The sequence below is a fragment of the Hymenobacter artigasi genome, from assembly GCF_012275535.1.
GTDB lineage: Bacteria > Bacteroidota > Bacteroidia > Cytophagales > Hymenobacteraceae > Hymenobacter > Hymenobacter artigasi.
The window spans coordinates 131,134-156,160 of sequence record NZ_JAAVTK010000011.1 but is presented as its reverse complement, the minus strand read 5'-3'; the positions used below and the strand labels follow the sequence as shown (position 1 = coordinate 156,160).

Genomic DNA, 25,027 nt, shown 5'->3' with positions numbered 1-25,027 from the left:
CGGGTACCGGCCTTCTCGTTTATCTAAGAGGTGTCCAAAAGCTATTATGGCAGAATTGATTGACGATTTCGACTGGGATAATGTCGGAGCCACCGGTTTTGGTGGAAACTACTCGGCCGACCAGCGCGCCGAGATGGAGCAGATGTACGGCGACACGCTGACGACTGTTCAGGAAGAAGAAGTGGTAACGGGTACCGTGGTTGGCATCACCGACCGCGACGTAATCCTGAACATCGGCTTCAAATCCGATGGTCTGGTGTCGATTACCGAATTCCGCGACCTGCCCGATTTGAAAATCGGTGACACGGTGGAGGTATTCATCGAAGACCAGGAAGACATCAACGGCCAGCTCATCCTGAGCCGTAAGAAAGCTAAAATCAAGCAGGCCTGGAAGGCTATTTACGATGCCCTCGAGCTGGATACCATCCTCGAAGGTGTAGTGAAGCGTCGCACCAAAGGCGGCCTCATCATGGAGCTCGACGGCGTAGAAGCCTTCCTGCCCGGCTCGCAAATCGACGTGAAGCCTATCCGTGACTTCGACATTTATGTTGGCCGTCGCATGGAAGTGAAAGTGGTGAAAATCAACTCCGCTTTCGACAACGTAGTGGTTTCGCACAAAGTACTCATCGAGAAAGACCTCGAGAAGCAGCGTGAGGCCATCCTGAACAACCTTGAGAAAGGCCAGATTCTGGAAGGCAACATCAAGAACATGACCAACTTCGGCGTGTTCATCGACCTCGGCGGTGTCGACGGTCTGCTGCACATCACGGACATCTCGTGGGGCCGTATCGCTCACCCGAGCGAAGTGCTGACCCTGGACCAGAAACTGAACATCGTAGTATTGGACTTCGACGAAGCCAAGAAGCGTATTTCGCTGGGCTTGAAGCAGCTGACTCCCCACCCATGGGATTCGCTGCCCGCCGACCTGCAGCCGGGTTCGAAAGTATCGGGCCGCATCGTGAACGTGGCCGACTACGGCGCTTTCATGGAAGTGGTACCCGGTGTGGAAGGCCTCATCCACGTTTCGGAAATGAGCTGGAGCCAGCACCTGCGCAACCCGCAGGACTTCATCAAGCAGGGCGACACGGTAGAAGCGCAGATTCTGACGCTCGACCGCGAAGACCGCAAGATGAGCCTCGGCATCAAGCAATTGACCGAAGACCCGTGGACCCGTGGCGATTTCGCCGACAAGTACGCCGTGGGCAGCAAGCACAGCGGCCTCGTGCGCAACCTGACCAACTTCGGCCTGTTCGTTGAGCTGGAAGAGGGTGTGGACGGCCTCGTGCACGTTTCCGACCTGTCGTGGACCAAGAAAATCAAGCACCCATCGGAAATGGTGAAGGTGGGCGATAAGCTGGACGTAGTGGTGTTGGAGCTGGACCTCGGCGCTCGTCGCCTGGCCCTGGGCCACAAGCAGCTGGAAGAAAACCCCTGGGATACCTTCCAGACGGTGTTCACCCCCGGCTCGGTACACAAGGCTACCATCACCGAGAAGTCGGAGCGTGGCGCGGTACTCGAATTGCCTTACGGCATCGAGGGCTTCGCTTACCCCAAGTCGTTGGTGAAAGAGGATGGCTCGAACGCCGAAAACGGCGAGCAGCTGGACTTCCGCGTAACGGAATTCTCGAAGGACGACCGCCGCATCGTGCTCTCGCACACGGCTGTGTTCGACAAGGCTGCTGCTGCTGAAGACGACAGCCGCAACTCCAAGTTCAAGAAGAAAACCAACACCAAAGCTGGCGAAACCCAGGGTGAAGGCAAAATCAGCGACTTGAAGAAGACGGAAGAGAAGTCGACCCTCGGCGACCTCGACGCGCTGAGCGCCCTGCGCGACCAGATGATGGGCAACGAGCGTAAGGCTGGTGAGCAGAAGCTGAAAGCTGCTGCCGCTAACAAGCCTGCCGACGTTCCCGCTGCTGGCCCCGACAACGCCCAGGCGCTGGAGGATGGTGCTGCCGCTGGCAAAGGCGCTACGAATGCTGCCACGCCCGAGGCTGCCGCTCAGGCTGCTGCTACCATCGAAGGCACTGCTCCTGCAGCCGCCGAAGCTGCTCCGGCCGCTGAAGCTGCTACAGAAGGTGGCCTGCTGGCCGGTATCACCGGTGCTGCTGCTGCTGCCCTCGACACCGTGAAGCACGCCGCTGCCGATGCCGTGGACGCTGTGACGCACTCGGAAGCCTTCCACAAGGCTTCGGAAGTAGCCGGTGACCTGGTGGACAAGGCCAAAGGCCTGGTTGCCGGTGACGAAGCTGCCGACAAAAAAGACGACGAAGCCAAAGCCTAACCGCCTAGCTTAGTTGCAGAAAGGAGCCCCGGCGCACGCGCCGGGGCTTTTTTTGTGCCGAAACCTTGCCCAGCCCAAACCGGCTGCTTACCTTTGCGCTCCCAAAAGACCACTACTGGTGACGTGACCGAGTGGCTAGGTAGAGGTCTGCAAAACCTCCTACGGCGGTTCGAATCCGCCCGTCACCTCAGCAGCAATGCTTCGAAAAGCCCCATTTGCCACCCGGCCGATGGGGCTTTTTTCGTGGATAATGGGGCGGGTGGCGGGTTTTGGCCGCATTATGCCTACATTTCGTAGCCAAGCTGGGCCATTGGCCGTACTTGCGCCTGAACCCCGACTTTTACTACCCCATCCCTTATGAAGATTGTTGACCTCCGCACCATGCGCGGGCCGAGCTACTGGTCTGTGAAGCACCATAAGCTCATCGTTGCCAAAGTTGATTTACAGGAGTTTGCCGGCCAGTGGTCGAATGCCGTGCCGGGGTTTGCCGGGCGGTTGATGAAGCTGTTTCCCAATATCGGGACCGTGCAGCCGGGCGGCATGAGCGGCAAGCAGGCCGCCAAGCACCAGCCGCTGACCCTGGAGGCGCTGAATGACGGCGAACCGCTGGGCTATGTCATCCAGCATGTGGCGCTGGAGCTGCAGCGGCAGGCCGCCATGCCCGTGTATTGGGGCAAGAGCTACCCGGCGCAGGAGGAAGGAGTGGAGTACGTGGTATTCGCTTACCAGGAAGAGCGCGCCGGCCGCCGCGCCGCCGAGGCTGCCGTTGAAGTGGTAGAAGCCGTGTGTAAGAAGGAGAAGGTGGATTTGAAACCCCTCATCACCGAGCTGCACGAAATCCGGGAAGATGAATTCTTCGGGCCGAGTACCTATAGCATCGTGGCCGAGGCGGCTTCGCGCAACATTCCCTACATCCAGCTCAAGAACACCAGCATTATTCAACTGGGCTATGGCGTGAACCAGCGCCGCATCTGGGCTACTACGACCAGCCTGACTTCGCACGCGGGCGTGGAAGTGGCCGGTAATAAAAACCGCACCAAAGCCATGCTCAACGATGCGGGCGTGCCCGTGCCGCGCGGCACCACGGTGTATTCGGAGGCGGGCCTGCGCGACGCCATCGACGAACTGGGCTTCCCCATCGTGACCAAGCCGCTCGACGGCAATCATGGCAAGGGTGCCACCATCCGCATCATGAACTGGAAGGACGCCGCCGAGGGCCTGAAAGCCGCGCAGGTGTACTCGCGGGCCGTGATTGTGGAGCAGTTTATCGAAGGCTTCGATTTCCGCCTGCTGGTGGTGAACGGCAAGCTCATTGCCGCTGCCAAGCGCACGCCGGCCGCCGTGACCGGCGACGGCAAGAGCACCATTCAGAAGCTCATTGATGAGGTAAATAAAGACCCGCGCCGGGGCATTGGCCACGAAAAGGTGCTCACCAGCATCAAGGCCGACAAGCATACGCTGGACCTGCTGAAGGGCCGCAAGCTGACGTTGAAATCGGTGCTGCCGGCCGGCGAAATCCTGTACCTGAAAAGCACGGCCAACATCAGCACCGGCGGCACTGCCACCGACGTGACCGACCAGATGCACCCCTACAACGTGCTGATGGCCGAACGCGCCGCCGGCATCGTGGGCCTCGACATCTGCGGCATCGACCTGATGGCCACCGATATTGCCATTCCGCTCAACGAGAGCCGGGGTGCCGTGATTGAGGTGAATGCCGCGCCCGGCTTCCGCATGCACATTGCACCCACCGAGGGCCTGCCCCGCAACGTGGCCGCGCCGGTGGTCGACATGCTGTTTCCGCGCGGCAGTACGGCCCGTATTCCGATTATTGCCGTGACGGGCACGAACGGCAAAACCACCACCACGCGCCTTATTGCGCATCTGGTGGCCAGTAAGGGTTACAAAGTGGGCTTCACGACCACGGACGGCATCTACATCCAGGGTGTGCAGCTGCAAACCGGCGACTGCACCGGCGGCCAGAGCGCCGAGTTCGTGCTGAAAGACCCCACGGTGAACTACGCCGTGCTCGAAACCGCCCGTGGCGGCATGCTGCGCTCGGGCCTGGGCTTCCATAGCTGCGACATTGCAGTGGTGACCAACGTGGCGGCCGACCACCTCGGCATGCGCGATATCTACACCGTGGAGGAAATGGCTGCTGTGAAGGGCGTGCTGCCCCGCACGGTGCGCAAGAACGGCTGGGCCGTACTCAACGCCGACGACGACTTGGTGTACGCCATGGCCCGCACCGTGGACTGCCGCGTGGCCCTGTTCAGCATGGACGAGAACAACCCGCGCATTCTGGAGCACGTGGAGGCCGGCGGCGTGGCGGCGGTGTATGAGGAAGGCTACGTCACAATTTACCGCAACAGCTACAAGCTGCGCATCGACCGCGCCGCCGAGTTTCCGGTCACGTTTGAGGGCCGGGCGGGCTTCAACATTGAGAACTGCCTGGCGGCGGGGCTGGCCGGCTACCTGGCCGGGTTCGAGAGCGACGACATCAAAACCGCCTTCCGCACGTTCGTGCCCTCGGCCACGAAAACGCCGGGCCGCATGAACGTGTACAAATTCCCCAAGTTCGAGGTGATTGTGGACTACGCCCATAACACGGCGGGCATCACCAAATTTGCCGAGTTCATGGAGGCCACGCCGGCTACGCACAAAATCGGCGTAGTATCGGGCCTGGGCGACCGCCGCGACGAAGACACACTGGGCTTCGCCCGCATCGCGGGCCGCATCTTCGATGAAGTCATCCTGCGCCAGGACCGCGACCTGCGCGGCAAGACGAAGGAGTTCCTGCGCGAAATCATGGAGCGCGGCCTGCGCCTCGACAAGCCCGACCTGAAAATCACCTACATCGAAAAGGAGCCCGATGCCATTGCCCACGTCCTGAAAACGGCTCCTCAGGGCGCGGTTATTACGCTGTTTGCCGAGGACATTGCCGCTGCCACCGCGCAGCTGGATGAGTTCGAGCGCGCTGTCTGAACTGCGGATTGCTCGGATTCGTCGGATTTTGTGGACGATTCTCAGCGTATACCAACTACCCAAGGACATCAAAAAAGGCTGCCGATTGGCAGCCTTTTTTGATGTCCTAAATCGTCCACAAAATCCGACGAATCCGAGCAATCCGATAAATCCGCGGTTAAGACTTATTTCAAGGTGAAAGTGGTTTTGCCCATCAACTGGCCGCTTTCGTAAAGCTCCACCGTGTGCAGGCCTTTCTTGTATTCGGCACCCTTGGCGTACACGAATTCCAGTTTCTGCCGGGTGTTGTCATACACCACGTCCTGCTTCTGGGTGTAGAAAGCCTCCTGGCCGTCCACGGTGAAGGTGCCGCCGCCGGTGCTCAGGTTGTAGAGGGCCGCGCCATCGGGCTCCAGGATGCGCAGGTAAATGGCTTTGGTTTCCTTGGGCGACACGTCGTTGCGGGCCAGGTTGGCGGTGATTTTGACTTTCTCCACGCGCTTGGCTTTGAACTCCTCCTTGTCGTCCTCCTTCTCCTTGTTTTTGGAGGTGATGATGGCGACGTGGATGTTGTCGGCCTGCAGGCGCGAGGCTACCGATACTTTCTCCGACAGCTCCTTATTGCTGCGCACCACCGTGCTGATGGTATCGGTCAGCTTGTTCTGCTTTTCCTTCAGCGTGGTGGTTTCGGTGTAGAGCGACTCATTGTCCTTCTTCAGCTGGGCAATATCGTCGTCCTTTTTGCGCAGTTGGCCTTCCAGGTTCTGGGCGCGTTTCTTGAACAGGTTTTGCTGGGCAATGGAAAAGCTGCCGGCCTTGAAAGAGCGCAGTTTCAACAGGTCGGCATTCACGCCGGCGATTTTGGATTCGAGCGAGTCGTTGCTCAGGCCCAGCGCCTGCAGCTCTGAGCTTTGGCGCTCAAAATCAGCCTTCAGGGCTTCGTACTGCTTGATTTGCTCCTGGAGCTTGCTGTCCTTAGCTTTTACTTCGGTAGTCAGCACTTCGTTCTGCTGACCTTTTTGCTGGTTGAGGTAAAACAGAACGCCGTTGATGCCCAGGAGCACCAGCACGAGAGCTACCCAAAGGAGGACGCGGCTGTTGTTGGAGCGGGGTTCGGGGGTTTCGTTCGGGTCCATGCGGGAATAGTTAAGCGAGAGTAGCGAGAAAAAAATCAAGGATGGTGCCGCAGTGCGCCGCGTACCTTTGGCGTAAAAATAGGGGACTTTATTGCCCTGGCAAGTTTATTCTATACTTCGGCCATATGGAAACGGTTTCTGCGAACTTCGATGCGGCCTACTGGCAAGCACGTTACGCCACCGGCCGCGACGGCTGGGATGCCCATACCATCACCCCGCCGCTACGCGATTATTTCGACCAGCTCGATGTAGCCGCGCAGCCGCGCATCCTCATTCCCGGGGCCGGCCGCGCCTACGAAGCCGAATACCTGCACCAGTTGGGTTTCCGGCAGGTATTCGTGGCCGATATTGCCCCGGAGGCCTTGGCGGCGCTGGCCACCCGCGTGCCCGATTTCCCCCGCGAGCACCTTCTGTTGGCGGACTTCTTTGCCCTGCCCAACGCCCCGGCCTACGATTTAATTGTGGAGCAGACGTTTTTCTGCGCCCTCAACCCCGCGCTGCGCCCGGCCTATGCCCGCCAGTGCGCCCACCTGCTGCGGCCTGGCGGCACGCTCATGGGCCTGCTCTTCGATACCGATTTCGGCCCCGTGCAGGAGCCGCCATTCGGTGGCAGCCGCGAGGAATACCGAGCGTACTTCGCGCCCTACTTTGCGTTTCGCCATTTCGAAACGGCTACCAATTCGCTCAAGCCCCGGCAGGGGCGGGAGCTGTTTATTTGTCTAAAAAAGAAATAGGTTGTAGCGCGAAGCGTAAGCTTTGCGTCCGGCCGTGTCACTTGCCAATTTGTTCTACGCTCCGCGAAGCTTCCGCTTCGCGCTACATCCCCCGAAACCCATGCTCCAAGCCCTCGCCAACACCCTCCCGCACTTCCGCCACACCAATTCCGGCCAGTTCTTCCTCATGGCCGGCCCCTGCGTCATCGAGGGCGAGGACATGGCCCTGCGCATTGCCGAGCGCATCAAGCACATGACGGATAAGCTCCAGATTCCCTTCATTTTCAAGGGTTCATACCGCAAGGCCAACCGCTCGCGGCTGGACTCATTCACCGGCATCGGCGACGAAACAGCGCTGCGCATTCTGCAAAAAGTAGGGCGTGAAATCGGCGTGCCCACGGTCACGGACATCCACGAATCGACCGAAGCCGCGCTGGCGGCCGAGTACGTGGACGTGCTGCAAATCCCGGCCTTCCTGTGCCGGCAAACTGATTTGCTGGTAGCCGCCGCGCAAACCGGCAAGGTTGTCAACATCAAAAAAGGCCAGTTTCTGAGCGGCGAGGCCATGAAATGGGCCGTAGACAAGGTGCGCCAAGCCGGCAACCTCAACGTCATTCTCACCGAGCGCGGCAATTCCTTCGGCTACTCCGAATTGGTGGTCGATTTCCGCAACCTGCCCACCATGCGCCAGTTTGGGGTGCCCGTGGTGATGGACGTGACGCACTCGCTGCAACAGCCCAACCAGGCCAGCGGCGTGACCGGTGGCCAGCCCGCCCTCATCGAAACCATTGCCAAAGCCGCCATCGCGGTGGGGGCCGATGGCTTGTTTATCGAAACCCATCCCACGCCCGCCACGGCGCTCTCCGACGGAGCCAACATGCTGCCGCTCGACCAGCTCGAAGCCCTGCTGCAAAAGCTGACGCGCGTGCGCCAGGCCATTCAGGACCGGGGTGAGGTGGAGCTGAACCAGCTGCCGTAGCCTTGTAGCACATGCTTTAGCTTGTGCCGATTGTTATCCTAAGCACAGCGAAGGACCCTCTCACGCATGAAGAACACCATCTAAAAGTGAGAAGGTCCTTCGTTGCGCTCAGGATAACCGTTCGGAATACTCACACCCGCAGCGAGAAATGCTGCTTGGGCTGATTCTTCCGAAAAAAGACCAATCCGACGTAAAACAAGTCCACCGTCACCGTCACGTCGGGGTGGATTTTGATGGCCTCCCAGGCCCGCTCCATTTCCTCCGACCAGTGGATGTCATCGAACACAAACACCGATTCGTCGGTGCGGTGGGCCAGGCACAGCTCGAAGTAGCGTAGCGTGGGCTCGTAGCGGTGGTTGCCATCGAAAAAGGCAAAGTCCACAGGTTTGCCCAGCGCTGCCAGGGCGGGAGCGAGGGTGTCATCGATATTGCCCTCCACAACGCGCACATTGCCGATACTCAGCGCCGCGAAGGTTTCGCGGGCCACGGCTGCCACGTTGGGGCAGCCCTCGAAGGTGATGACGGTATGGCGCGAGTCGGCGGCGGCCAAGTAGGCCGTGGTGAGGCCCAGGGAAGTGCCCAACTCCAAGATGGTAGTGGGCCGGAAATAATTGACCAGCCGAAACAGCAGCTGCGCCAAATGGGCCGGCTTGGCGGCTGTGCGGGCAATGTCGGCCACGCGGCGCTGGCGGCCCGCGCCGGTGTGCGAGCCCGCGCCCAAATCGGTAACGCTAATGCTGGTCGGGCTGTCGAGCAACTGCTGCCGCCGCGCCTCAATGGCCCCGTAGGCCCCGTAGGTGCCCTCGTGCCGAACGGCTGAGGTGTAGAGGCCGAACACAAACGGCGAGTGCAGCCCGTGGGCATTGCCTGAACGAAGCCAGAAGCGGAGGTAGGCGAGGAGTTGAAACAAAAGAGTAGCGCGAACTTTGTAGTTCGCGTCCCCGCGCCGTTACAACGGCTCGTCCGGGAACGCGAACTACAAAGTTCGCGCTACTTCATGCAATAATAGGTGGTTAATTCAACCGGTAGGGTACCATCAGGGTGAACTCCGGGATTTCAACCGTGAATTCCTGGCCGTTGGCCAGGCGCTCCATGAGGTAGGTGCCGCACATTTTACCCACGCCTGATTTTAGGTTGCAGCCGCTCACGTACTGGTGCGACTCGCCGGGCTCCAGCACGGGCTGGCGGCCTACCACGCCTTCGCCCTCTACTTCGCGCACCACCCCATTGGCATCGTGAATGTGCCAGTGGCGGCGCAACAACTTCACGGTGAACTCGCTGTCGTTGCGAATATCGATTTTGTAGGCGAATACAAAATGCTCCTGGCCGGGGCTGGAGTAGTCGGGCAAGTAATTGGTCGTAACCGAAACGGTGACGCCTTGCGTAGTGGTGGTGGGCATAATCGGCGGAGCTAAGAGGTAGCTGCGGGCGTAACAGCCGCCCGCCAGAATTGGTTTTACGCAAATTTGGCTCCAGAACGCCGCACAAATCCCGTTTATTTTCTCAAAAACTTCAATGGTAAAGATAGCCGAAAGCTGGCGGCCCGTATTGGCCGCCGAGTTCGAAAAGCCTTATTTCCAGCGCCTCATCGCGTTTGTGAAAGGCGAATATGCCACGGCCACGGTTTACCCGGCGGGCTCCAATATTTTCCACGCCTTCGAGGCCACGCCGTTCGATAAGGTTAAGGTCGTAATTCTGGGGCAGGACCCGTACCACGGCAAAAACCAAGCACACGGCCTGTCATTCTCAGTGCAGGAGGGGCAGCGCACGCCACCCTCACTCATCAATATTTTCAAGGAGCTGCAAGCCGATATCCCCGGCACGCCCCCCGCGCCCAACGGCAACCTCGACCGTTGGGCCGAGCAGGGTGTGCTGCTCCTGAACGCCACGCTCACGGTGCGCGCCACCGAGCCGGCCTCGCACCAGAAAAAAGGCTGGGAAGAATTTACTGATGAGGTTATTCGCAAGGTTTCCAACGAGAAAGCGCACGTCGTGTTCATCCTGTGGGGCGCTTACGCGGGCAAAAAATCGGAGCTCATTGATGAGCGCAAGCACTTGGTTATAAAATCGGTACATCCTTCTCCCTACGCGGCCGACAAAGGATTTTTCGGCAGCAAGCCATTCAGCAAAGCCAATGCCTGGCTGGCAGAGCATAAGCTGACGCCGGTGAAATGGTAAAGGGAATTAAGCGTTAAAAGTGAGGAGTTAAGAGTTAGCAGGAATGGCCCTGGCAACTCTTAACTCCTCACTTTTAACTGACCTAATGAATGATGTTGAACAAACGGCTCCAGCGGATTTTGTGCCAGAAGTCGGCGTTGGGGTCCGTTGAGAGCCAGATGAGGACGGCCTTGCCCACGACATGGTCTTCGGGCACAAAGCCCCAGAAGCGCGAGTCTTCCGAGTTGTGGCGGTTGTCGCCCATCATCATGTAGTAGTTCTGCTTCAGGGTGTAGCTGGTGAGCATTTTACCATTCTGGTAAATCATGCCATCCTGCCAGGTAATGCCTTCGTTGTGCTCGTAACGGGCCACTATCTTGAAGTAGATGGCGGCATTGGCGGGGGAGAGGGCAATGGTCTGGCCCTTTTTGGGGATGGGCAGCGGGCCATAGTTATCGAGATTCCAGTTGCGCGGGGTGGCGCTCATGGCCATCGAGCCGTGGAAATCGGCCACGTCGGGGAATAGCATAACCTGCGGCTGGAGCACCGTCATGGCCTTCACGTAGGGCTGCTTTTTGAAGTAATCGGCGGCGGCCTGCGTGCAGCTGATGGTGTAGCCGTAGGTGCCCTGGGTGGGGCCGGGTACGGCCTGGGGCATGCCGCCGGGCTGGTCGTAGTCCACCACGCCCTGGGCGCGCAGGGCGGCCAGTACTTCATCGTTGGGGTTGTCGACCTGCGTGAAGTAGGTGGTTTGCAGGCCGGGAGGGGTTACGCCGGGCTTCCCGTTGAGGAATACTTTGCCGTCTTTGATTTCGAGCGTATCGCCGGCCACGGCCACGCAGCGCTTGATGTAGTTGGTGCGCAGGTCGGCGGGGTATTGCGTTTCGTGGGGCACATGGAACACCACCACGTCGTTGCGCTTGATTTCGGAGAAGCCCGGCAGCCGGAACGTGGGCAGCTGGATGAGGTCGGAATAGCTTTTCAGGCCCGTGCCCCACAGGGTTTGGTGCGTGAGGGGCACCTGCAAGGGCGTTTGGGGCGTGATGGGGCCGTAGTGCAGCTTGCTCACAAACAGGTAGTCGCCCACCAGCAGCGACGACTCCATGCTGGGGGAGGGAATCGTGTACGCCTCAAACGTGGCCCAGCGGATGAGCGTGGCGGCCACGATGGCAAAAATCAGCGAATCGGCCCATTCGCGGGTTTTCGTTTTGGTCGGCTGGGGCGGAGCAGTGGGGTCGGTTTTGAGCAGGGACATGGGGGGAGCAAGCTTGGGCTTGGCAATGAATATCAGGCAAAGAAACGTAGCAGAATGCCGGGGCCGCGCAGCGCCAGCCCTGGAAGCCGGAAGGACTACAAATCCAGCAGCTCTTTCATTCCGAAAACGCCCGGGCGGCCGGGCAGCCACTCGGCCGCCAGCAGGGCCCCCAGGGCAAAGCCTTCGCGGCTGTGGGCCTCGTGCTTCAGCTCCAGCGTATCCACGTCGGAGGTATAGGTGACGATGTGCGTACCCACCGCGTCGCCGGTGCGCTCGCTGATGATGGCCAGCTCGGCGGGCAGCTCGGCGGCGGCGTTGCGCCAGGTGGTTTTGGTGGGGAAGTGGCGCAGGATGCCTTCGGCCGCCGTGAGGGCGGTGCCGCTGGGCTGGTCGATTTTCTGGGTGTGGTGAATTTCGCGCATCGCCACGTCGTAGCCGCCGTATTGGGCCATTTTGGCCGCGATGTACTCGTTGAAGTGGAAGAACAGGTTCACGCCCACGCTGTAGTTGGAGGCGTAGAACAAGCTGCCACCCAGCTCGGTAGTGAGGGCGCGGGCTTCCTCAAAATGATGCAGCCAGCCGGTGGAGCCGCACACCACGGGAATGCCCTGGCCCAGGCAGGTCATCACGTTGGCAAAAGCCGAGTCGGGGTGGGTGAATTCGATGGCAACGTCGACGGTTTCCGGCGTGAAATCGCGGATGTTCGACTGGCTGGCGTGCAGGTCCACAATGCCCGCAATTTCGTGCCCGCGCTGGGCGGCCAGTGCGCCAATGGTCTGGCCCATTTTGCCGTAGCCGATGAGAAGAATTTTCATTTGTTCAGGTAGTCGGAATGCAGTAACTGGCAGATGGAGAGGGAAAAATGGCCGGAATGCTTATTTGACCCGCAGCGCAAACATGACGCCCGGGGCCGTGGGCAGGAAGCTCGTTTGCCCGGGCACGGCCAGCATGCGGGGTTCCCAGTGCAGGCTCAGGTCGTCGCTCACGTCAAAATCCTGGAGGTGGGCATCAACCAGCGCATCCACAATTTGCAGGCCGTAGGCCAGGCCGATGTAGAGGTAGAAAATGTCGCGGTAGCCCCGGTAGAATATTACGCCGGTGTTGAGGCCGTCTACGCTGCGCACCAGCTTGGCGCGGTCGCCCAGGTTGCCATCGAGAACTTTATAAGCGACGCCCGTTTGCGGGTTTATCTTGCTGTCCGTGATATTGTTGTACGCGTCGGCAAATTCCCTGTAGCCCTTCTGGTAAAAATACTCACCGTAAATCACGCCGCCCAGCGCACCATATACAAGCGGCAGCTTCCAGTAGCGGTGGTTGTAAATCTGGCCCGCGCCGGGTAGCACCAGGGCCAGCATGGCCGCCTTGCCGGGCCGCGTGAGGCGGATGCCCTTGAAGCCAAAGGCCCGGAACATATGCTCAGTGCGCCTGGCCGAGTCGGCGGCGGCTTTTTGCCTCTTGGCGGCGGGCGTCACCACTACTTCCCGGCGCTCGGTGGTGTCGGCCAGAATAGCGGCCGGGGTACGAGTGGGTGCCGGGTTCGGGTCGAATACCTGCGCGTAGCCGGCGTGGCTGGCCAGCAGGCTACTCAGCAGCAACCCGGCAAAGGCCAGAAAGGAAATCCGTTTTTTCATAACAAACCAGCTAACGGCAGGGGCCGGTATTTAGCGTGCTCCGCGCCCCCTAACGGGCGCGGGCACCGATACGGACGGGTTACGACGGCTGCAGAATGTGCAGAATGCGCTGCATGTCCTCCACCGAGTCGAAGGCGATTTTGATTTCGCCGTTGCCTTTGGGCGTGGGGCGCACCTGCACGCGCGAGCCAAACCGGTCGGTGAGGTGGCGCTCGGCGCGGCGGATTTCGGCCACCGGCACGGCGGGCGGCGCGGGCGTGGCATCGCCGTCGGCCTTGGGCTTGGCCTCGGTGCCGTTGCGGCCGTAGCCGTTGCGCACCAGCTCCTCTACGCGGCGCACGGAGAGCTCCTCGGCCACGGTTTTGCGAAACAGCTCGACCTGCAGCTTGGCATCGTCGAGACCGATGAGGGCGCGGGCATGGCCCATGCTGATTTCGGCATCGCGCAGGCCAATCTGCACATCGGGCGGCAGCTTGAGCAGGCGCAGGTAGTTGGTCACGGTCGTGCGGTTTTTGCCCACGCGGTCGCCCAATTCTTCCTGGCGCAGGTTGCACTCGCTCAGCAGGCGCTGGTAGCTGAGGGCAATTTCGATGGCATTCAGGTTTTCGCGCTGAATGTTCTCAATCAGAGCCATTTCCAGCATCTGCTGGTCGTCGGCCTTGCGGATGTAGGCCGGAATCGTATCCAGGCCGGCCAGTTTGGAGGCCTGCAGGCGGCGCTCGCCGCTGATGAGCTGGTAGGAGTTAGTGCCGAGCTGGCGCAGCGTTACGGGCTGAATAATGCCCTGAATTTTAATGCTGTCGGCCAGTTCCTGCAGCGCTTCCTTGTCGAAGTGCGTGCGGGGCTGGTAGGGGTTGGCCTCGATGTGCTCGACGGAAATGAAGCCCACCGAATTGACGGGGTGCGACACGAGCCGGTCGCCGGAGTTGGGCCGGTCGCCTTTTTTCTCGTAGCTGCCTTCAATCAGGGCGTTGAGGCCCCGGCCCAGCCCGCTCTTGCGTTTCACTGCGGCGGCGGCGGCCAGGGCAGCTTGCAATTTCTCTTCGTTCTTCTCTAAAGCCATAGTTCATCGGCCGGGCCCATAAAAGGCCTACGGCAGCGGATGTCAAAATTACGGATTGTTGGGCGAAGGGCAAGCCGATAAGTTTGGAGCGAGCGGTTGAGGTTGAAATTAGCCCCAGCGGGGCGGCATATTGGTAGAAAACCGAGGGGCGCTTAGAACGATGAAGCCCCATCGGGGCGACACTCGTTCAACGAATGTCGCCCCGATGGGGCTTTGAGAATCTGGAGGAGCTTTGGTTACTACCGATATGTCGCCCCGCTGGGGCTTGCGTTACGATTGCGGATTCCGGTGAAGCGCGAAAATCTCAACAACTTCGCACAAGGCAATTTTGCTAGACCCTTCTCTGAAATAGCCGCGCATACCCACCTTGATATGCTGGGCATGAAACGCTCGAAATGCCGGGTTCACGATGAACATATCGGCTAGGCCGTGCTTGGGCATTGCTTCATTTTCCGGCAGTATTTCGCTAGAATCAGAAATGAACTCCGGCCAAATTAAAAATACCTGATTCGGCTTGCCAATCGTTTCGTTTTCGTATGAGAAATCCCACCGAATGCCTTGGTAATGCGGGGTCTTACGCCCACCTTCCTCTGGACTGAAGAGCATATAGTTAATCCGAAAATCCGGCACTAACCCCATTGCTTCAGCGTAGGAAGCCATGCCTTAAATCCGCTCGTCCTCGGCCGTTTCTTCAGTAGCTTCCACGCTGTTTTTCTCCACGATTTCGCGGGCCAGGTTGAGGTAGCTGATGGAGCCTTTGCTCTCGGCGTCGTGCAGAATGACGGGGATGCCGAAGCTGGGCGATTCGCTCAGCTTCACGTTGCGGGGGATGATGGTATCGAAAGCCAACTGCTGGAAGTGCATGCGCACTTCCTCCACCACCTGGTTGCTCAGGCGTAGGCGCACGTCGTACATCGTGAGCAGAATGCCTTCGATTTCGAGCTCGGTGTTGAGGCGGCTCTGAATGATTTTGATGGTATTCAGGAGCTTACCCAGACCTTCGAGGGCGAAATATTCGCACTGCACCGGGATAATAACCGAATGCGCCGCCGTGAGGGCGTTGACGGTGATGAGGCCGAGCGAGGGCGAGCAGTCGATGATAATGAAATCGTACTCGTCGGCGAGGGGGCGCAGGGCCTCCTTCATTTTTTCCTCGCGGTTGGGCAGGTTTATCATCTCCACCTCGGCCCCCACCAAGTCGATGTGGGAGGGCATGAGGTCGAGGTGAGGCAGAATGTTGGTGGGCACAATGATGTCGCGGGCATTAATGCCGTCGACCATGCACTCGTAGATGCTGTTCTGGATGTCCTTGGGGTCGTAGCCCACGCCCGAAGTGGCGTTGGCCTGGGGGTCGGCGTCGACGAGCAGGGTCCGGTAGTCCAGGGCGGCCAGGGACGCCGCGAGGTTAATGGAGGTAGTGGTTTTGCCCACGCCGCCTTTCTGATTGGCTACCGCGATGATTTTTCCCATTGGAGTTAGTTGTCAGTTGTCAGTTGTTCGTTGTCAGTTGCTGGTTGTTGAGTCTTCAGGGTTGGTTCGCGGGACTTCTGAGCCTCACGGACTAACAACTGACAACGAACAACTGACAACTAATAACTAATAACTTTTGCCGTAGCATTGCACAAAGATACATTCTTTCCCTGTTCGCATGGCCCCTTTTTTGGTTCGTTGGGCTGGCTGCTCGGCTAAACTGTTTGGACTTTCGGTGGGCGCGCTGGTGCTGGCCGGCTGCCACGACGCGGCCCGCCCGGCCGCCGACGAGCGCCGCGTGTTCCGCTACAACCAGCCCGAAGCCCTGTCCTCGCTCGACCCCGCTTTTGCCCGCAACCAGGCCAACTCCTGGGCCGTTTCGCAGCTGTTCAACGGGTTGATGGAGCTGGATTCGACGCTGTTGCCGGTGCCCGCGCTGGCTCGGCGCTACACGATTTCGCCCGATGGGCGAACGTATAATTTCGTGCTGCGGCCGGGCGTGCGGTTTCACGACAGCGATGTTTTCGCCAGCGGCAAGGGCCGGGAAGTGAAGGCCGCCGACTTCGTCTACAGCTTCAAACGAATCTTAGATGCAGCCACGGCCAGCTCGGGCGGCTGGATTTTTCGGGGCAAGGTGCTGGAGAAACCCGATGGCAGCATCAGCGACACGGCGTTTGTGGCGGCAAACGACTCGACGCTGCGCATTCACTTAAAGGAGCCGTTCATTCCGTTTCTGGGCATTCTTACAATGCCCTATGCCTACGTAGTGCCGCACGAGGCCGTGGAAAAGTATGGCAAGGACTTCCGCGAGCATCCGGTGGGCACGGGGCCGTTCCGGTTCAAGCTCTGGGACGAAGGCAATATCCTGCTCTACGAGCGCAACCCGAACTACTGGCGCACCGACCAGCAGGGCCGCAAACTGCCCTACCTTGATGCCGTGGCGGTGAGCTTCCTGCCCGACCGCAAAACGGAGTTTCTGACCTTTATGCAGGGTAAGCTCGATTTCCTATCGGGCATCCGGGCCGGCTCGCGCGACCTTATTATGCACCCCGATGGCACCATCCGGGCCGATTTTCAAGGCAAGTTTACGGTGCAGAAAGCGCCGTACCTGAACACCGAATACCTGGGGTTTCAGCTCGATTCGGCCAATTTGATTGGGGAGCAGGCCATTCAGGGCCGGGCTCTGCGCGACAAGCGCGTGCGCCAGGCCCTGAACTACGCCCTCAACAAACCCGAAATGCTGACCTACCTGCTGAACCGGGTGGGCCACGCCGGTACCTCGGGCTTTGTGCCCACGGCCCTGCCCTCGTTCTCCGAAAAAGAGGTACCCGGCTACACCTACCAACCGCAAAAGGCCCGCCAGCTGCTACGCGCCGCCGGCTACGGCCCCCAGCGCCCCCTGAAGCTGCGCCTGAGTACCGTGCTGGAACGCAAGGAGCTAGGCGAATACATGCAGAAGCAGTGGGCCAACGTGGGCGTACAGGTGCAGATTGACATCAACCAATCGGCCGCGCAGCAGGACCTGGTGGATAATGGCCGGGTGGCCTTCTTCGCCAAAAGCTGGCTGGGCGACTATCCGGATGCCGAAAACTACCTGGCCCTGTTTTACAGCCCCAACTTCAGCCCCGCCGGCCCCGATAAAACCCACTTCAAAAACGCGGCCTACGACAAGCTATACGACGAAGCCCGCCGCACCCAGGACGTGGCCAAACGCACGGCGCTGTACCAGGCTATGGACCGCATCGTGGTGGAGGAGTCGCCCGTCATCAGCCTTTATTACGACGAGGTAGTGCGCCTGACGCAGAACAACGTGCGTGGCCTTACCCCAAACCCCATGAACCAGCTGCTGCTGGAGCGCGTGCGTAAGGAATAACCATTCACATTAAAGTAGGTATTGACGATGCGGAATTTGCTGGTTTTGCTCTCGACGGTGGTGCTGGCAGTGGCCGGTGAGCAGGGCGTGCGCGCCCAAGCCACCAAGGCGACTGCCGCCGCCAGCCCGCTGACCATCGGCCAGACTTTCACCCTCGCATCGAAAGTCCTGGGCGAAACCCGGCGCATCAACGTGTACCTGCCGCCGGCTTATGCCGACTCGGCGACCATTCGGCTGCCCGTGCTGTACATGCCCGATGGCGGAATTGAGGAGGACTTTCTGCACATCGCGGGCCTCGTGCAGGTGCTGACCGGCAATGGTGCCATGCGGCCCTTCATCCTCGTAGGCATCGAAAATACCCAGCGCCGCCGCGACCTCACCGGCCCCACCACCAGGGCCGAAGACCGCAAAATCGCGCCTAAAGTGGGCGGTTCGGCCGCCTACCGGCAGTTCATCCGCGAGGAGCTGATGCCGCAGGTGCGGCAGCGCTACCGCACCACCGCCGAAACGGCCATTGTGGGCGAGTCGCTGGCTGGCCTGTTCGTGGTCGAAACCCTGCTGCTGGAGCCCCAGCTTTTCAATACCTACCTCGCCTTCGACCCCAGCCTGTGGTGGAACAATGGCCAGTTGGCCAAAGAGGCTGCTACCCGGCTGAAGGCGCCCGGCCGCCCGGCCGTGAGCGCCTACCTGGCCACCAGCAGCCAGGGCGATACGACCGCCACGCGCCAGCTGGTGCAGGCCGCCGGCCCCCGCGCCGGCCACTGGCACTACGAGGCCATGCCGCAGGAAACCCACGCCACCATCTACCATCCGGCGGCGTTGCGGGCCTTCCGGGCGGTGTTCTGGTAATGGCACCGGTGGCCGCGCCAATCAAACACCCAGGCTGGTAACGCAGTGAAGCATCCGGTTACGCCCGAACGAGTGGTTCAGACGTAACCGGATGCTTCACTGCATTGCGCTGGGCCGCTACTCCTACTTCTCTATGCCATTCAGCTGGGCCAGCTGGTCGAACTGGTTGCCGAGATAGATGAAGAGGTTTTTCACGTTTTCGGGGGCGCCTTCCTCAACCGTCACGGTTTTGAGCGTGCCGTTGGGCTGGCGGATGGCTACGACGGTGCTGGGCAGGTCGGAGGTGTTGCGCGAGTACCGCTTATCGAATGTGTCGAAGTGGGCTTCTTTGGCCTGGCGCAGCATATCGGCCACGGCGGCGGCGGACAGTTTCAGGTCGTGCTTGCCCAGCACTGGCACGGCGCGGCGACCTTCGTAGGCCACGCGGCCATCGGCATACACCTGCATGGTGTAGGCCGGGCAGATGCCGTAGCAGGGCGTGCGCTCGAAAGTGATAACGGGGCCCTCGGCCGCAGGAGTGGCCGTCTGGACGGGAGCTACGGCCTTTTGTCCGGCAGTTTTCGATTTTACTTTTTTGGTATGTACACGCTGGGCACAGGCGGGCAGCATGAAGCTGAGGCTAAAGAAACTGAGCAGCAGCAGGAGCGGAAAATGGCGCATGGCGGTTGGGGTGCAGAAAGATTGGGGTGAAAGATGGTAACAAAAAGCCGGCAATACGAAAACCGTGCCTACGGTTTCGGATTGCCGGCTTTTAGAATTAGTTAAATCAAGAACGTCATGCTGAGCGGAGCCGAAGCATCTCGCGTGCAATAGTAATCCAATCGATTGAGTTACTACCACACGCGAGATGCTTCGGCTCCGCTCAGCATGACGTTCAAATAGCGGCGGTGCTGGTTATGATTTGCGCTTGGCTTGGGCCTCGCGCTCCTGCGCGGCCTTCATCGCCTCGGCAATGCGGCCCTGAATGCCGCCGGGCTTCTTGTCCTTGTTTTTGATTTTGTTGGCGTCGAGCTGGGCGCGGATTTTCGTGTCGTCCACGAACGTCTTGGTGATGGCCTGCTGCGCGAAAGTGATGACGTTCGACACGAAGTAGTACCAAGTGAGGCCCGCCGCGAAGCTGTTCAGTACGAACAGGAAGATGATGGGCATCAGGTAGCTGTAGGTCTTCATGGGGCCCTGCATGGCCGTGTTGGTCTGGTTGCTCTGCCAGGTCATGAGCAGGGTGGAGGCCGTCATCATGAGGGTGAACATCGAAACGTGGTCGCCGTACCATTTCACGTAGAAGGGCAGCTTGATGAACACGTCATAGCTGCTCAAGTCCTTGGCCCACAGAAAACTTTGCTGGCGCAGCTCAATGGCGTTGGGGAAGAACTGGAACATGGCGAACAGAATCGGCAGCGTGAGCAGGGTGGGCACGCAGCCGCTCAAGGGGCTCACGCCGAATTCCTGGTACAGCTTCATGGTTTCCTGCTGCACCTTGGTGGCGTCGTCGCCGTGCTTGGCTTTCAGCTCATCAATCTCCGGCTTCAGCACTTTCATGCGGGCCTGGCTCTCGTAGGTTTTATAGGTGAGCGGCCACGTTACCAGCTTAATAAGTAGCACCAGCAGCGCGATGATTACGCCGTAGGACGAGATGAACTGCTCCAGGAAGTGGAACACCGGCAGCACCACGAAGCGGTTCACCCAGCGGAAGAGGCCCCAGCCGAGGTACACGTTGCGGTCGAACTCCGGCGTTACCTGCTTCAGCAGGTTGAACGCGTTCGGGCCGAAGAAGAAGCGGTACTGGCCACGGCCCTGCTCCACCTCGGCCACCGGAATGGTGAGCGTCGAGCTCAGGGTTTTGATGGTCGTGGAATCTTCCAGGTTCACGTCGGCGTTGAACGCGCCACCCGCGAAGGGCTGTTGGTCGGCGATGAGGCCAGCTACGAAGAAGTCGTGCTTGTGGGCGGCCCATTTCACGGGGCCGGCGGCCTTGTATTCCTCGGGCTTTTCGCTGGCTTCGGCCAGCGCGCCCTGGTCGCCGGCGGCCAGGTAATGGTTGATGGTGGTGTGGTTGCGGTTCTGCTTGAGGTCCTGCTCGGTCTGACGCACTTGGTCCACGAAGGTGAAGGTGAGCGGCTCCTGGGCCACGGTGCGCTCCAGGCCCAGCAGGCGCAGGTCGTACTTCAGCTCGAAGCTATTGGCGGGCAGCGAGTAGGTCTGCACGATGCTGCCGCCGGCCACGGGGGCGCTGAAAGTGAGCACCGAGCCCGCCGCCGACTGCGAAGGCACGGCCTGGAAGTTCAAATCCGAAAACCGGATGGTTTTGCCATCCACGGTCCGGAATTTGGTGTCCATGCGGGCGCTGCTGGCATCGAACAAATCGAGCGGCTTGCCGAAGAACGTCTTGTACTTGTTCATCCGCACGGCCGTTACGCGGCCGCCACGGGTCGAGAAGGTGACGGTAATGTTTTCGTTGGCCAGGTTCACGTCCTTGGCTGCGCCGGCCGTGGTGTCGAGGGCCGTTTCCGGAGCCAGGGCGGCTACGGACGGAATGGCCGGGGCCTTGGTAGCGGCGGTGGTCGCGGGCGGCGTTTTGCCGGCGGCTTTTTCGTCGGGGTTCTTCGGGCTGAAGAAGAACAGGTACACGAGGAGCAAGGCCGAGATAAGGAACAGGCCGGTTGCTGAATTTCTATCCATTAGTAAAAAAGGTTGCGAAGGGGCAAAGGTACGGCGGGACGCTGCGCTTAAGGAAGAATGAGGAATTAAGAATGAAGTCGCCTGTCATCCTGAGCTCAGCGAAGGACCTTATCGCGTTTGCATGGCTTGACATTACAGCAAACCGTTCAGCGGTGATAAGGTCCTTCGCAAGCTCAGGATGACAGGCGACTCCTGACGACGCGGCCGACTACCCCTTGCGGTGCTGAATGGCGGCGCGCACAAAACGCACGAACAGCGGATGCGGGTTTTCCACGGTGCTTTTCAGCTCGGGGTGGAACTGGCCGGCCACAAACCAGGGGTGCGTGGGCAGCTCAACCACTTCCACCAGGCCCGTTTCGGGATTGGTGCCGGTGGCTTGCAGGCCCGAATCCTCAAACTGCTTGAGGTACTGGTTGTTGAATTCGTAGCGATGGCGGTGGCGCTCGCTGATGTGGTTTTTAGCGTAGGCTTTGGCGGCTTTCGAGCCCCGGCGCAGGTCGCAGGCGTAGGCCCCGAGGCGCATGGTGCCGCCTTTCAGGGTTACGTTTTTCTGCTCTTCCATCATGGCCACCACGGGGTTGGGCGTGAGGGCGTCCATTTCGGTCGAGTTGGCATCGAGCAGGCCCAGCACGTTGCGGGCGTATTCCACCACGGCCACCTGCATGCCCAGGCAGATGCCGAAGAACGGAATATTGTTTTCCCGCACGTATTTCACGGCGGCAATTTTACCCTCGAAGCCCCGCTCGCCGAAGCCGGGCGCCACCAGCACGCCATCGCAGCCGTGCAGCAGGCCGGCAATGTTTTCGGGCGTGATGTTGTCGGACTGGATGCTGCGCACCGTCACCTTGCACTCGTTCTGAGCGCCGGCGTGCACAAAGGCTTCGTTGATGGATTTGTAGGCGTCGGGCAGCTCTACGTACTTGCCTACCAAGGCAATGGTTACTTCCTCAGTCGGGTTCTTCAGCTTGCCGAGGAAATCTTTCCAGGCTTCCAAATCGGGCTGCGGAGTGCCGCCGGTCAGTTTCAGGCGCTTGATAACCCGCTCATCGAGGCCCTCCTTGCGCATGAGCAGCGGCACGGAGTAAATGCTGTCGGCATCGAGGCTTTCGATTACGGAGTTAATTTTCACGTTGCAGAACAGCGCGATTTTGCGGCGCATCTCGGGCGGCATCGGGTGCTCGGTGCGGCAGACCAGAATGTCGGGCTGCAGGCCGGCTTCGCGCAGGTCGCGCACCGAGTGCTGGGTGGGCTTGGTTTTGAGCTCACCGGCGGCCTTTAGATAGGGTACCAGCGTGAGGTGGATAACCAGCGAGTCGGCATCGGGCAATTCCCAGCGCAGCTGGCGCACGGCCTCCACGAAGGGCAGGCTTTCGATGTCGCCGATGCAGCCGCCGATTTCGGTAATCACCACGTCGAACTGGCCGTTCTGGCCCAGCAGCAGCATGCGCCGCTTAATCTCGTCGGTGATGTGGGGCACCACCTGCACGGTTTTGCCGAGGAACGCGCCTTCGCGCTCGCGGCGGATGACGTGGTCGTAGATGCGGCCGGTGGTGACGTTGTTGGCCTGCGAGGTGGGCGTGTTCAGGAACCGCTCGTAGTGGCCGAGGTCGAGGTCGGTTTCGGCCCCGTCGTCGGTCACGTAGCACTCGCCGTGTTCGTACGGGTTGAGAGTGCCGGGGTCGATGTTGATGTAGGGGTCGAACTTCTGAATGGTGACTCGGAACCCGCGGGCCTGCAAAAGCTTGGCCAGCGAGGCGGAAATGATTCCTTTGCCGAGTGAAGAAGTGACGCCGCCGGTAACGAAAATGTATTTCGCTGCCGACGCGCTGGGGGAGGGGTTGGAGCGTTCGGGCATGACGGGAGTCAAAAGTACGGCAGCCGAATTTGGTACGCCCGAAAATCTGCGCTGGGCGGGTCCGGCAAACAGGGCCCGGCAGCCTGCCGGGCCCCGCTAAGCTCATGGGGCCAGGGCAGATACTGCCGTTTGAAAAAACATTGGGGCAGTATGGACAAACGATTGCAGAATTGCTCGGGAAATATTGCAGAATTGATGGAAAATGTATACATTTAATAATGGCACATTTCATCAATCACCTCGTCCAGGCCTGGGGGCTGAGCCCGGTTCACTACTGGCACCTGCGGCTGCTAACGGCCCTGCTGCTCACGCCCTTGCTTGGGGTGCTCTACGTGGTGCTTTTTGACCGGCCCAGGCGCCCGACGGTGGGCCGGCGGCTCTGGCACCAGTAGGAGAATCGCCGGGTAAGAACGTGCTGCAACGCTGCATGAAGAGCTTGCCCGGCCCGACTTTGCGCGGGCGCAGGCTGGCTGGCGTTTCTTTGAGTTGTTCAACCCAACCCAATGCCCATGCTGCACTCCAGCCTCCTGCTCCTGCTTGCCCTGCTCTTTGCCACGTTTCTGCTGGTGATGCTGGGGCAGAAGCTCGGCATTTCCTATCCGATTTTTCTGGTGCTGGGCGGGCTGGGCATCAGCTTTGTGCCGGGCTTGCCGGAAGTGCGGATTGCGCCCGAAGTGATTTTTCTGGTGTTCCTGCCGCCGCTGCTCTACGAGGGGGCCTGGTATATTCCCTGGCACGACTTCTGGCGCTGGCGGCGGCCCATTATGCTGCTGGCCTTCGGGCTGGTGGTTTTCACGTCGGGCATTGTGGCCGTGGTGGCCCATTGGCTCATTCCGGGCTTCACGCTGGCGCTGGGCTTTCTGCTGGGCGGCATCATCTCGCCGCCCGATGCCGTGGCCGCCGCCACAGTGCTCAAAGACGTGAGCGTGCCCAAGCGCATCACCTCCATCGTGGAAGGAGAGGGGTTGCTGAACGATGCCAGTAGCCTGATTGTGTTTCAGTTTGCCCTGGCGGCGGTGGTGTCGGGCACGTTTGTGTGGCAGCAGGCGGCGGTGAGCTTTCTGCTGGTGGCCGGGGGCGGGCTGGCCGTGGGGCTGGTGGTGGCGGGCGGCTTCTATATCGTGCATAAGTACCTGCCCACCACGGCCAACATCAACACGGTGCTCACGTTTATGACGCCCTACGTGATGTACCTGCTGGCCGAGGAGCTAAAGGTGTCGGGGGTGCTGGCCGTGGTGAGCGGGGGCCTGCTGATGTCGTATTTCTCGCACCGGGTGTTCGATGCCAACACGCGCCTGCAGGCCAACAGCTCGTGGTCGAGCCTGGTGTTTATGCTTAATGCGCTGGTATTCATGCTTATTGGCCTGCAGCTGCCCATTGTGGTGAATGGGCTAGGGAACTACTCCCTGTGGCAGGCCATCATTTATGGGCTGATTATGAGTGGCGTCGTTATCGGCGTGCGGCTGCTGTGGGTGTATCCGGGGGCCTTCCTGCCGCGCTGGCTGAGCCGGAGCGTGCGGGCGAGCGAGCCCAGCCCGGGCTGGCAGGGGCCGCTGGTGCTGGGGTGGGCCGGCATGCGCGGGGTGGTGTCGTTGGCGGCGGCCCTGTCGGTGCCTTTGCTGGCCAACGGGCAGGCTTTCCCGCAGCGCAACCTCATCCTGTTTATCACCTTCGTGGTTATTCTGGTCACGCTGGTGGTGCAGGGCCTCACGCTGCCGCTCATCGTTCGTTTCACCAAAGTGGCAGACCTGGAAGACCGTGACCCGCTCGAAGAGCAGGAAGCCAGCGTGCGCCTACACCTGCGCACGGCCGCCGTGAAGTACATGCAGAAACAATACAGGGCTGAAATTCAGAATAATGAACTGGTTGCCCGCCTCCAGCAGCGCATGGAAACCGAGGTGAGCCTCACGAGCCATACCCTCAATTCGCTTGATACCGACAAATCGGGGCGTGATGCCCTGCGCCAGTACCACCGTGTGCTGCTCGACGTGCTGCGGGTGGAGCGCGAGGCCCTGACGAATCTTCGCCACCACGACTCATACGACGACGAGGTGCTGCGCCAGCAGGAAGCCCAACTCGATTTGGACGAGGCCAAGGTGAAGCACATTGAGCGGTAAAA

The 25,027-nt window shown here is 60.2% G+C and carries 20 protein-coding genes, 1 tRNA gene and 1 pseudogene; 10 read left to right on the top strand and 12 right to left on the bottom strand.

Translation table 11 applies throughout. The annotated features are described in order from the left end of the window. Positions 1-46: 46 nt before the first annotated feature. The 3 genes and pseudogenes from rpsA to cphA all read left to right on the top strand — a co-directional run. Positions 47-1,852: pseudogene (rpsA, locus tag HBN54_RS17125) on the top strand (30S ribosomal protein S1); the annotation flags it as partial. Positions 1,853-2,401: 549 nt separating this feature from the next. Continuing rightward, a tRNA-Cys gene (locus HBN54_RS17120) sits at positions 2,402-2,472 on the top strand. Between the two features lie 169 nt (positions 2,473-2,641). Next, positions 2,642-5,269, top strand: coding sequence for a cyanophycin synthetase (cphA, locus tag HBN54_RS17115; RefSeq protein WP_168674444.1), 2,628 nt, complete (start codon positions 2,642-2,644; stop codon positions 5,267-5,269). A 164-nt stretch (positions 5,270-5,433) separates the two neighbouring features. Here the strand turns inward: cphA and HBN54_RS17110 are convergent, their stop codons facing one another. Then, positions 5,434-6,384 (bottom strand): hypothetical protein, encoded by a 951-nt coding sequence (locus HBN54_RS17110; protein WP_168674443.1) that lies wholly within the window; start codon positions 6,382-6,384, stop codon positions 5,434-5,436. Between the two features lie 125 nt (positions 6,385-6,509). Between HBN54_RS17110 and HBN54_RS17105 the strand changes: the two genes are divergently transcribed. Both HBN54_RS17105 and kdsA read left to right on the top strand, forming a co-directional pair. Beyond that, positions 6,510-7,118: a methyltransferase domain-containing protein gene (locus HBN54_RS17105; RefSeq protein ID WP_168674442.1), complete on the top strand. Its 609-nt coding sequence runs from the start codon at positions 6,510-6,512 to the stop codon at positions 7,116-7,118. Between the two features lie 100 nt (positions 7,119-7,218). Continuing rightward, positions 7,219-8,076 carry a 3-deoxy-8-phosphooctulonate synthase gene (gene kdsA / locus HBN54_RS17100; protein WP_168674441.1) on the top strand — a complete coding sequence of 286 codons (858 nt, stop codon included), beginning with the start codon at positions 7,219-7,221 and terminating at the stop codon, positions 8,074-8,076. 130 nt (positions 8,077-8,206) lie between these two features. Here the strand turns inward: kdsA and HBN54_RS17095 are convergent, their stop codons facing one another. Further along, positions 8,207-8,986, bottom strand: a complete 780-nt coding sequence (locus tag HBN54_RS17095) for an O-methyltransferase (protein WP_168674440.1) — start codon at positions 8,984-8,986, stop codon at positions 8,207-8,209. A 103-nt stretch (positions 8,987-9,089) separates the two neighbouring features. Then, positions 9,090-9,476 (bottom strand): Co2+/Mg2+ efflux protein ApaG, encoded by a 387-nt coding sequence (gene apaG, locus HBN54_RS17090; protein ID WP_168674439.1) that lies wholly within the window; start codon positions 9,474-9,476, stop codon positions 9,090-9,092. A 115-nt stretch (positions 9,477-9,591) separates the two neighbouring features. Here apaG and HBN54_RS17085 point away from each other — a divergent pair, with 115 nt between their 5' ends. Further along, complete coding sequence (locus HBN54_RS17085; RefSeq protein WP_168674438.1) at positions 9,592-10,254, top strand: uracil-DNA glycosylase; 663 nt, start codon at positions 9,592-9,594, stop codon at positions 10,252-10,254. Positions 10,255-10,336: 82 nt separating this feature from the next. Here HBN54_RS17085 and lepB read toward each other — a convergent pair whose 3' ends face one another. The 6 genes from lepB to HBN54_RS17055 all read right to left on the bottom strand — a co-directional run bounded on the left by lepB (position 10,337) and on the right by HBN54_RS17055 (position 15,652). Then, positions 10,337-11,488 carry a signal peptidase I gene (gene lepB / locus HBN54_RS17080; protein WP_168674437.1) on the bottom strand — a complete coding sequence of 384 codons (1,152 nt, stop codon included), beginning with the start codon at positions 11,486-11,488 and terminating at the stop codon, positions 10,337-10,339. 95 nt (positions 11,489-11,583) lie between these two features. Further along, positions 11,584-12,303 carry a 4-hydroxy-tetrahydrodipicolinate reductase gene (dapB, locus tag HBN54_RS17075; RefSeq protein ID WP_168674436.1) on the bottom strand — a complete coding sequence of 240 codons (720 nt, stop codon included), beginning with the start codon at positions 12,301-12,303 and terminating at the stop codon, positions 11,584-11,586. Between the two features lie 60 nt (positions 12,304-12,363). Further along, entirely contained in the window at positions 12,364-13,119 is a 756-nt protein-coding gene (locus tag HBN54_RS17070; protein ID WP_168674435.1) for a DUF5683 domain-containing protein, read from the bottom strand. A 79-nt stretch (positions 13,120-13,198) separates the two neighbouring features. Next, positions 13,199-14,182 carry a ParB/RepB/Spo0J family partition protein gene (locus HBN54_RS17065; protein ID WP_168674434.1) on the bottom strand — a complete coding sequence of 328 codons (984 nt, stop codon included), beginning with the start codon at positions 14,180-14,182 and terminating at the stop codon, positions 13,199-13,201. A gap of 270 nt (positions 14,183-14,452) precedes the next feature. Then, on the bottom strand, positions 14,453-14,842 hold the full coding sequence (locus HBN54_RS17060; RefSeq protein ID WP_168674433.1) for a hypothetical protein: 390 nt from the start codon (positions 14,840-14,842) through the stop codon (positions 14,453-14,455). A gap of 3 nt (positions 14,843-14,845) precedes the next feature. Next, a complete protein-coding gene (locus tag HBN54_RS17055) occupies positions 14,846-15,652 on the bottom strand; it encodes a ParA family protein (protein ID WP_168674432.1) in 807 nt (268 codons plus the stop codon). 178 nt (positions 15,653-15,830) lie between these two features. Between HBN54_RS17055 and HBN54_RS17050 the strand changes: the two genes are divergently transcribed. After that, positions 15,831-17,525: an ABC transporter substrate-binding protein gene (locus tag HBN54_RS17050; protein ID WP_168674431.1), complete on the top strand. Its 1,695-nt coding sequence runs from the start codon at positions 15,831-15,833 to the stop codon at positions 17,523-17,525. Between the two features lie 27 nt (positions 17,526-17,552). Continuing rightward, complete coding sequence (locus HBN54_RS17045; RefSeq protein WP_168674430.1) at positions 17,553-18,374, top strand: alpha/beta hydrolase; 822 nt, start codon at positions 17,553-17,555, stop codon at positions 18,372-18,374. A 123-nt stretch (positions 18,375-18,497) separates the two neighbouring features. On the opposite strand, the gene HBN54_RS17040 is transcribed toward HBN54_RS17045, so the two are convergent. From HBN54_RS17040 to HBN54_RS17030, 3 genes are all read right to left on the bottom strand, one after another. Then, complete coding sequence (locus HBN54_RS17040) at positions 18,498-19,034, bottom strand: DUF6438 domain-containing protein (RefSeq protein ID WP_168674429.1); 537 nt, start codon at positions 19,032-19,034, stop codon at positions 18,498-18,500. 234 nt (positions 19,035-19,268) lie between these two features. Further along, positions 19,269-21,053 (bottom strand): membrane protein insertase YidC, encoded by a 1,785-nt coding sequence (gene yidC / locus HBN54_RS17035; RefSeq protein ID WP_168674428.1) that lies wholly within the window; start codon positions 21,051-21,053, stop codon positions 19,269-19,271. Between the two features lie 208 nt (positions 21,054-21,261). Beyond that, positions 21,262-22,908, bottom strand: coding sequence for a CTP synthase (locus HBN54_RS17030; protein ID WP_168674427.1), 1,647 nt, complete (start codon positions 22,906-22,908; stop codon positions 21,262-21,264). 218 nt (positions 22,909-23,126) lie between these two features. On the opposite strand from HBN54_RS17030, the gene HBN54_RS17025 reads away from it, so the two are divergent. Both HBN54_RS17025 and HBN54_RS17020 read left to right on the top strand, forming a co-directional pair. Further along, the gene (locus HBN54_RS17025) at positions 23,127-23,300 is read left to right on the top strand and encodes a hypothetical protein (protein WP_168674426.1); all 174 of its coding nucleotides are present in this window, start codon (positions 23,127-23,129) and stop codon (positions 23,298-23,300) included. 117 nt (positions 23,301-23,417) lie between these two features. Next, entirely contained in the window at positions 23,418-25,025 is a 1,608-nt protein-coding gene (locus tag HBN54_RS17020; RefSeq protein ID WP_168674425.1) for a Na+/H+ antiporter, read from the top strand. The last annotated feature ends 2 nt before the right edge of the window (positions 25,026-25,027 follow it).

What these genes read in the sequence shown, in the direction of transcription:
- cphA (WP_168674444.1), top strand. Translation starts at nt 2,642, where the DNA reads ATGAAGATTGTTGACCTCCGCACCATGCGCGGGCCGAGCTACTGGTCT.
- HBN54_RS17110 (WP_168674443.1), bottom strand. Translation starts at nt 6,384, where the DNA reads ATGGACCCGAACGAAACCCCCGAACCCCGCTCCAACAACAGCCGCGTC.
- HBN54_RS17105 (WP_168674442.1), top strand. Translation starts at nt 6,510, where the DNA reads ATGGAAACGGTTTCTGCGAACTTCGATGCGGCCTACTGGCAAGCACGT.
- kdsA (WP_168674441.1), top strand. Translation starts at nt 7,219, where the DNA reads ATGCTCCAAGCCCTCGCCAACACCCTCCCGCACTTCCGCCACACCAAT.
- apaG (WP_168674439.1), bottom strand. Translation starts at nt 9,476, where the DNA reads ATGCCCACCACCACTACGCAAGGCGTCACCGTTTCGGTTACGACCAAT.
- HBN54_RS17085 (WP_168674438.1), top strand. Translation starts at nt 9,592, where the DNA reads ATGGTAAAGATAGCCGAAAGCTGGCGGCCCGTATTGGCCGCCGAGTTC.
- lepB (WP_168674437.1), bottom strand. Translation starts at nt 11,488, where the DNA reads ATGTCCCTGCTCAAAACCGACCCCACTGCTCCGCCCCAGCCGACCAAA.
- dapB (WP_168674436.1), bottom strand. Translation starts at nt 12,303, where the DNA reads ATGAAAATTCTTCTCATCGGCTACGGCAAAATGGGCCAGACCATTGGC.
- HBN54_RS17070 (WP_168674435.1), bottom strand. Translation starts at nt 13,119, where the DNA reads ATGAAAAAACGGATTTCCTTTCTGGCCTTTGCCGGGTTGCTGCTGAGT.
- HBN54_RS17065 (WP_168674434.1), bottom strand. Translation starts at nt 14,182, where the DNA reads ATGGCTTTAGAGAAGAACGAAGAGAAATTGCAAGCTGCCCTGGCCGCC.
- HBN54_RS17060 (WP_168674433.1), bottom strand. Translation starts at nt 14,842, where the DNA reads ATGGCTTCCTACGCTGAAGCAATGGGGTTAGTGCCGGATTTTCGGATT.
- HBN54_RS17055 (WP_168674432.1), bottom strand. Translation starts at nt 15,652, where the DNA reads ATGGGAAAAATCATCGCGGTAGCCAATCAGAAAGGCGGCGTGGGCAAA.
- HBN54_RS17050 (WP_168674431.1), top strand. Translation starts at nt 15,831, where the DNA reads ATGGCCCCTTTTTTGGTTCGTTGGGCTGGCTGCTCGGCTAAACTGTTT.
- HBN54_RS17045 (WP_168674430.1), top strand. Translation starts at nt 17,553, where the DNA reads ATGCGGAATTTGCTGGTTTTGCTCTCGACGGTGGTGCTGGCAGTGGCC.
- HBN54_RS17040 (WP_168674429.1), bottom strand. Translation starts at nt 19,034, where the DNA reads ATGCGCCATTTTCCGCTCCTGCTGCTGCTCAGTTTCTTTAGCCTCAGC.
- yidC (WP_168674428.1), bottom strand. Translation starts at nt 21,053, where the DNA reads ATGGATAGAAATTCAGCAACCGGCCTGTTCCTTATCTCGGCCTTGCTC.
- HBN54_RS17030 (WP_168674427.1), bottom strand. Translation starts at nt 22,908, where the DNA reads ATGCCCGAACGCTCCAACCCCTCCCCCAGCGCGTCGGCAGCGAAATAC.
- HBN54_RS17025 (WP_168674426.1), top strand. Translation starts at nt 23,127, where the DNA reads ATGGCACATTTCATCAATCACCTCGTCCAGGCCTGGGGGCTGAGCCCG.
- HBN54_RS17020 (WP_168674425.1), top strand. Translation starts at nt 23,418, where the DNA reads ATGCTGCACTCCAGCCTCCTGCTCCTGCTTGCCCTGCTCTTTGCCACG.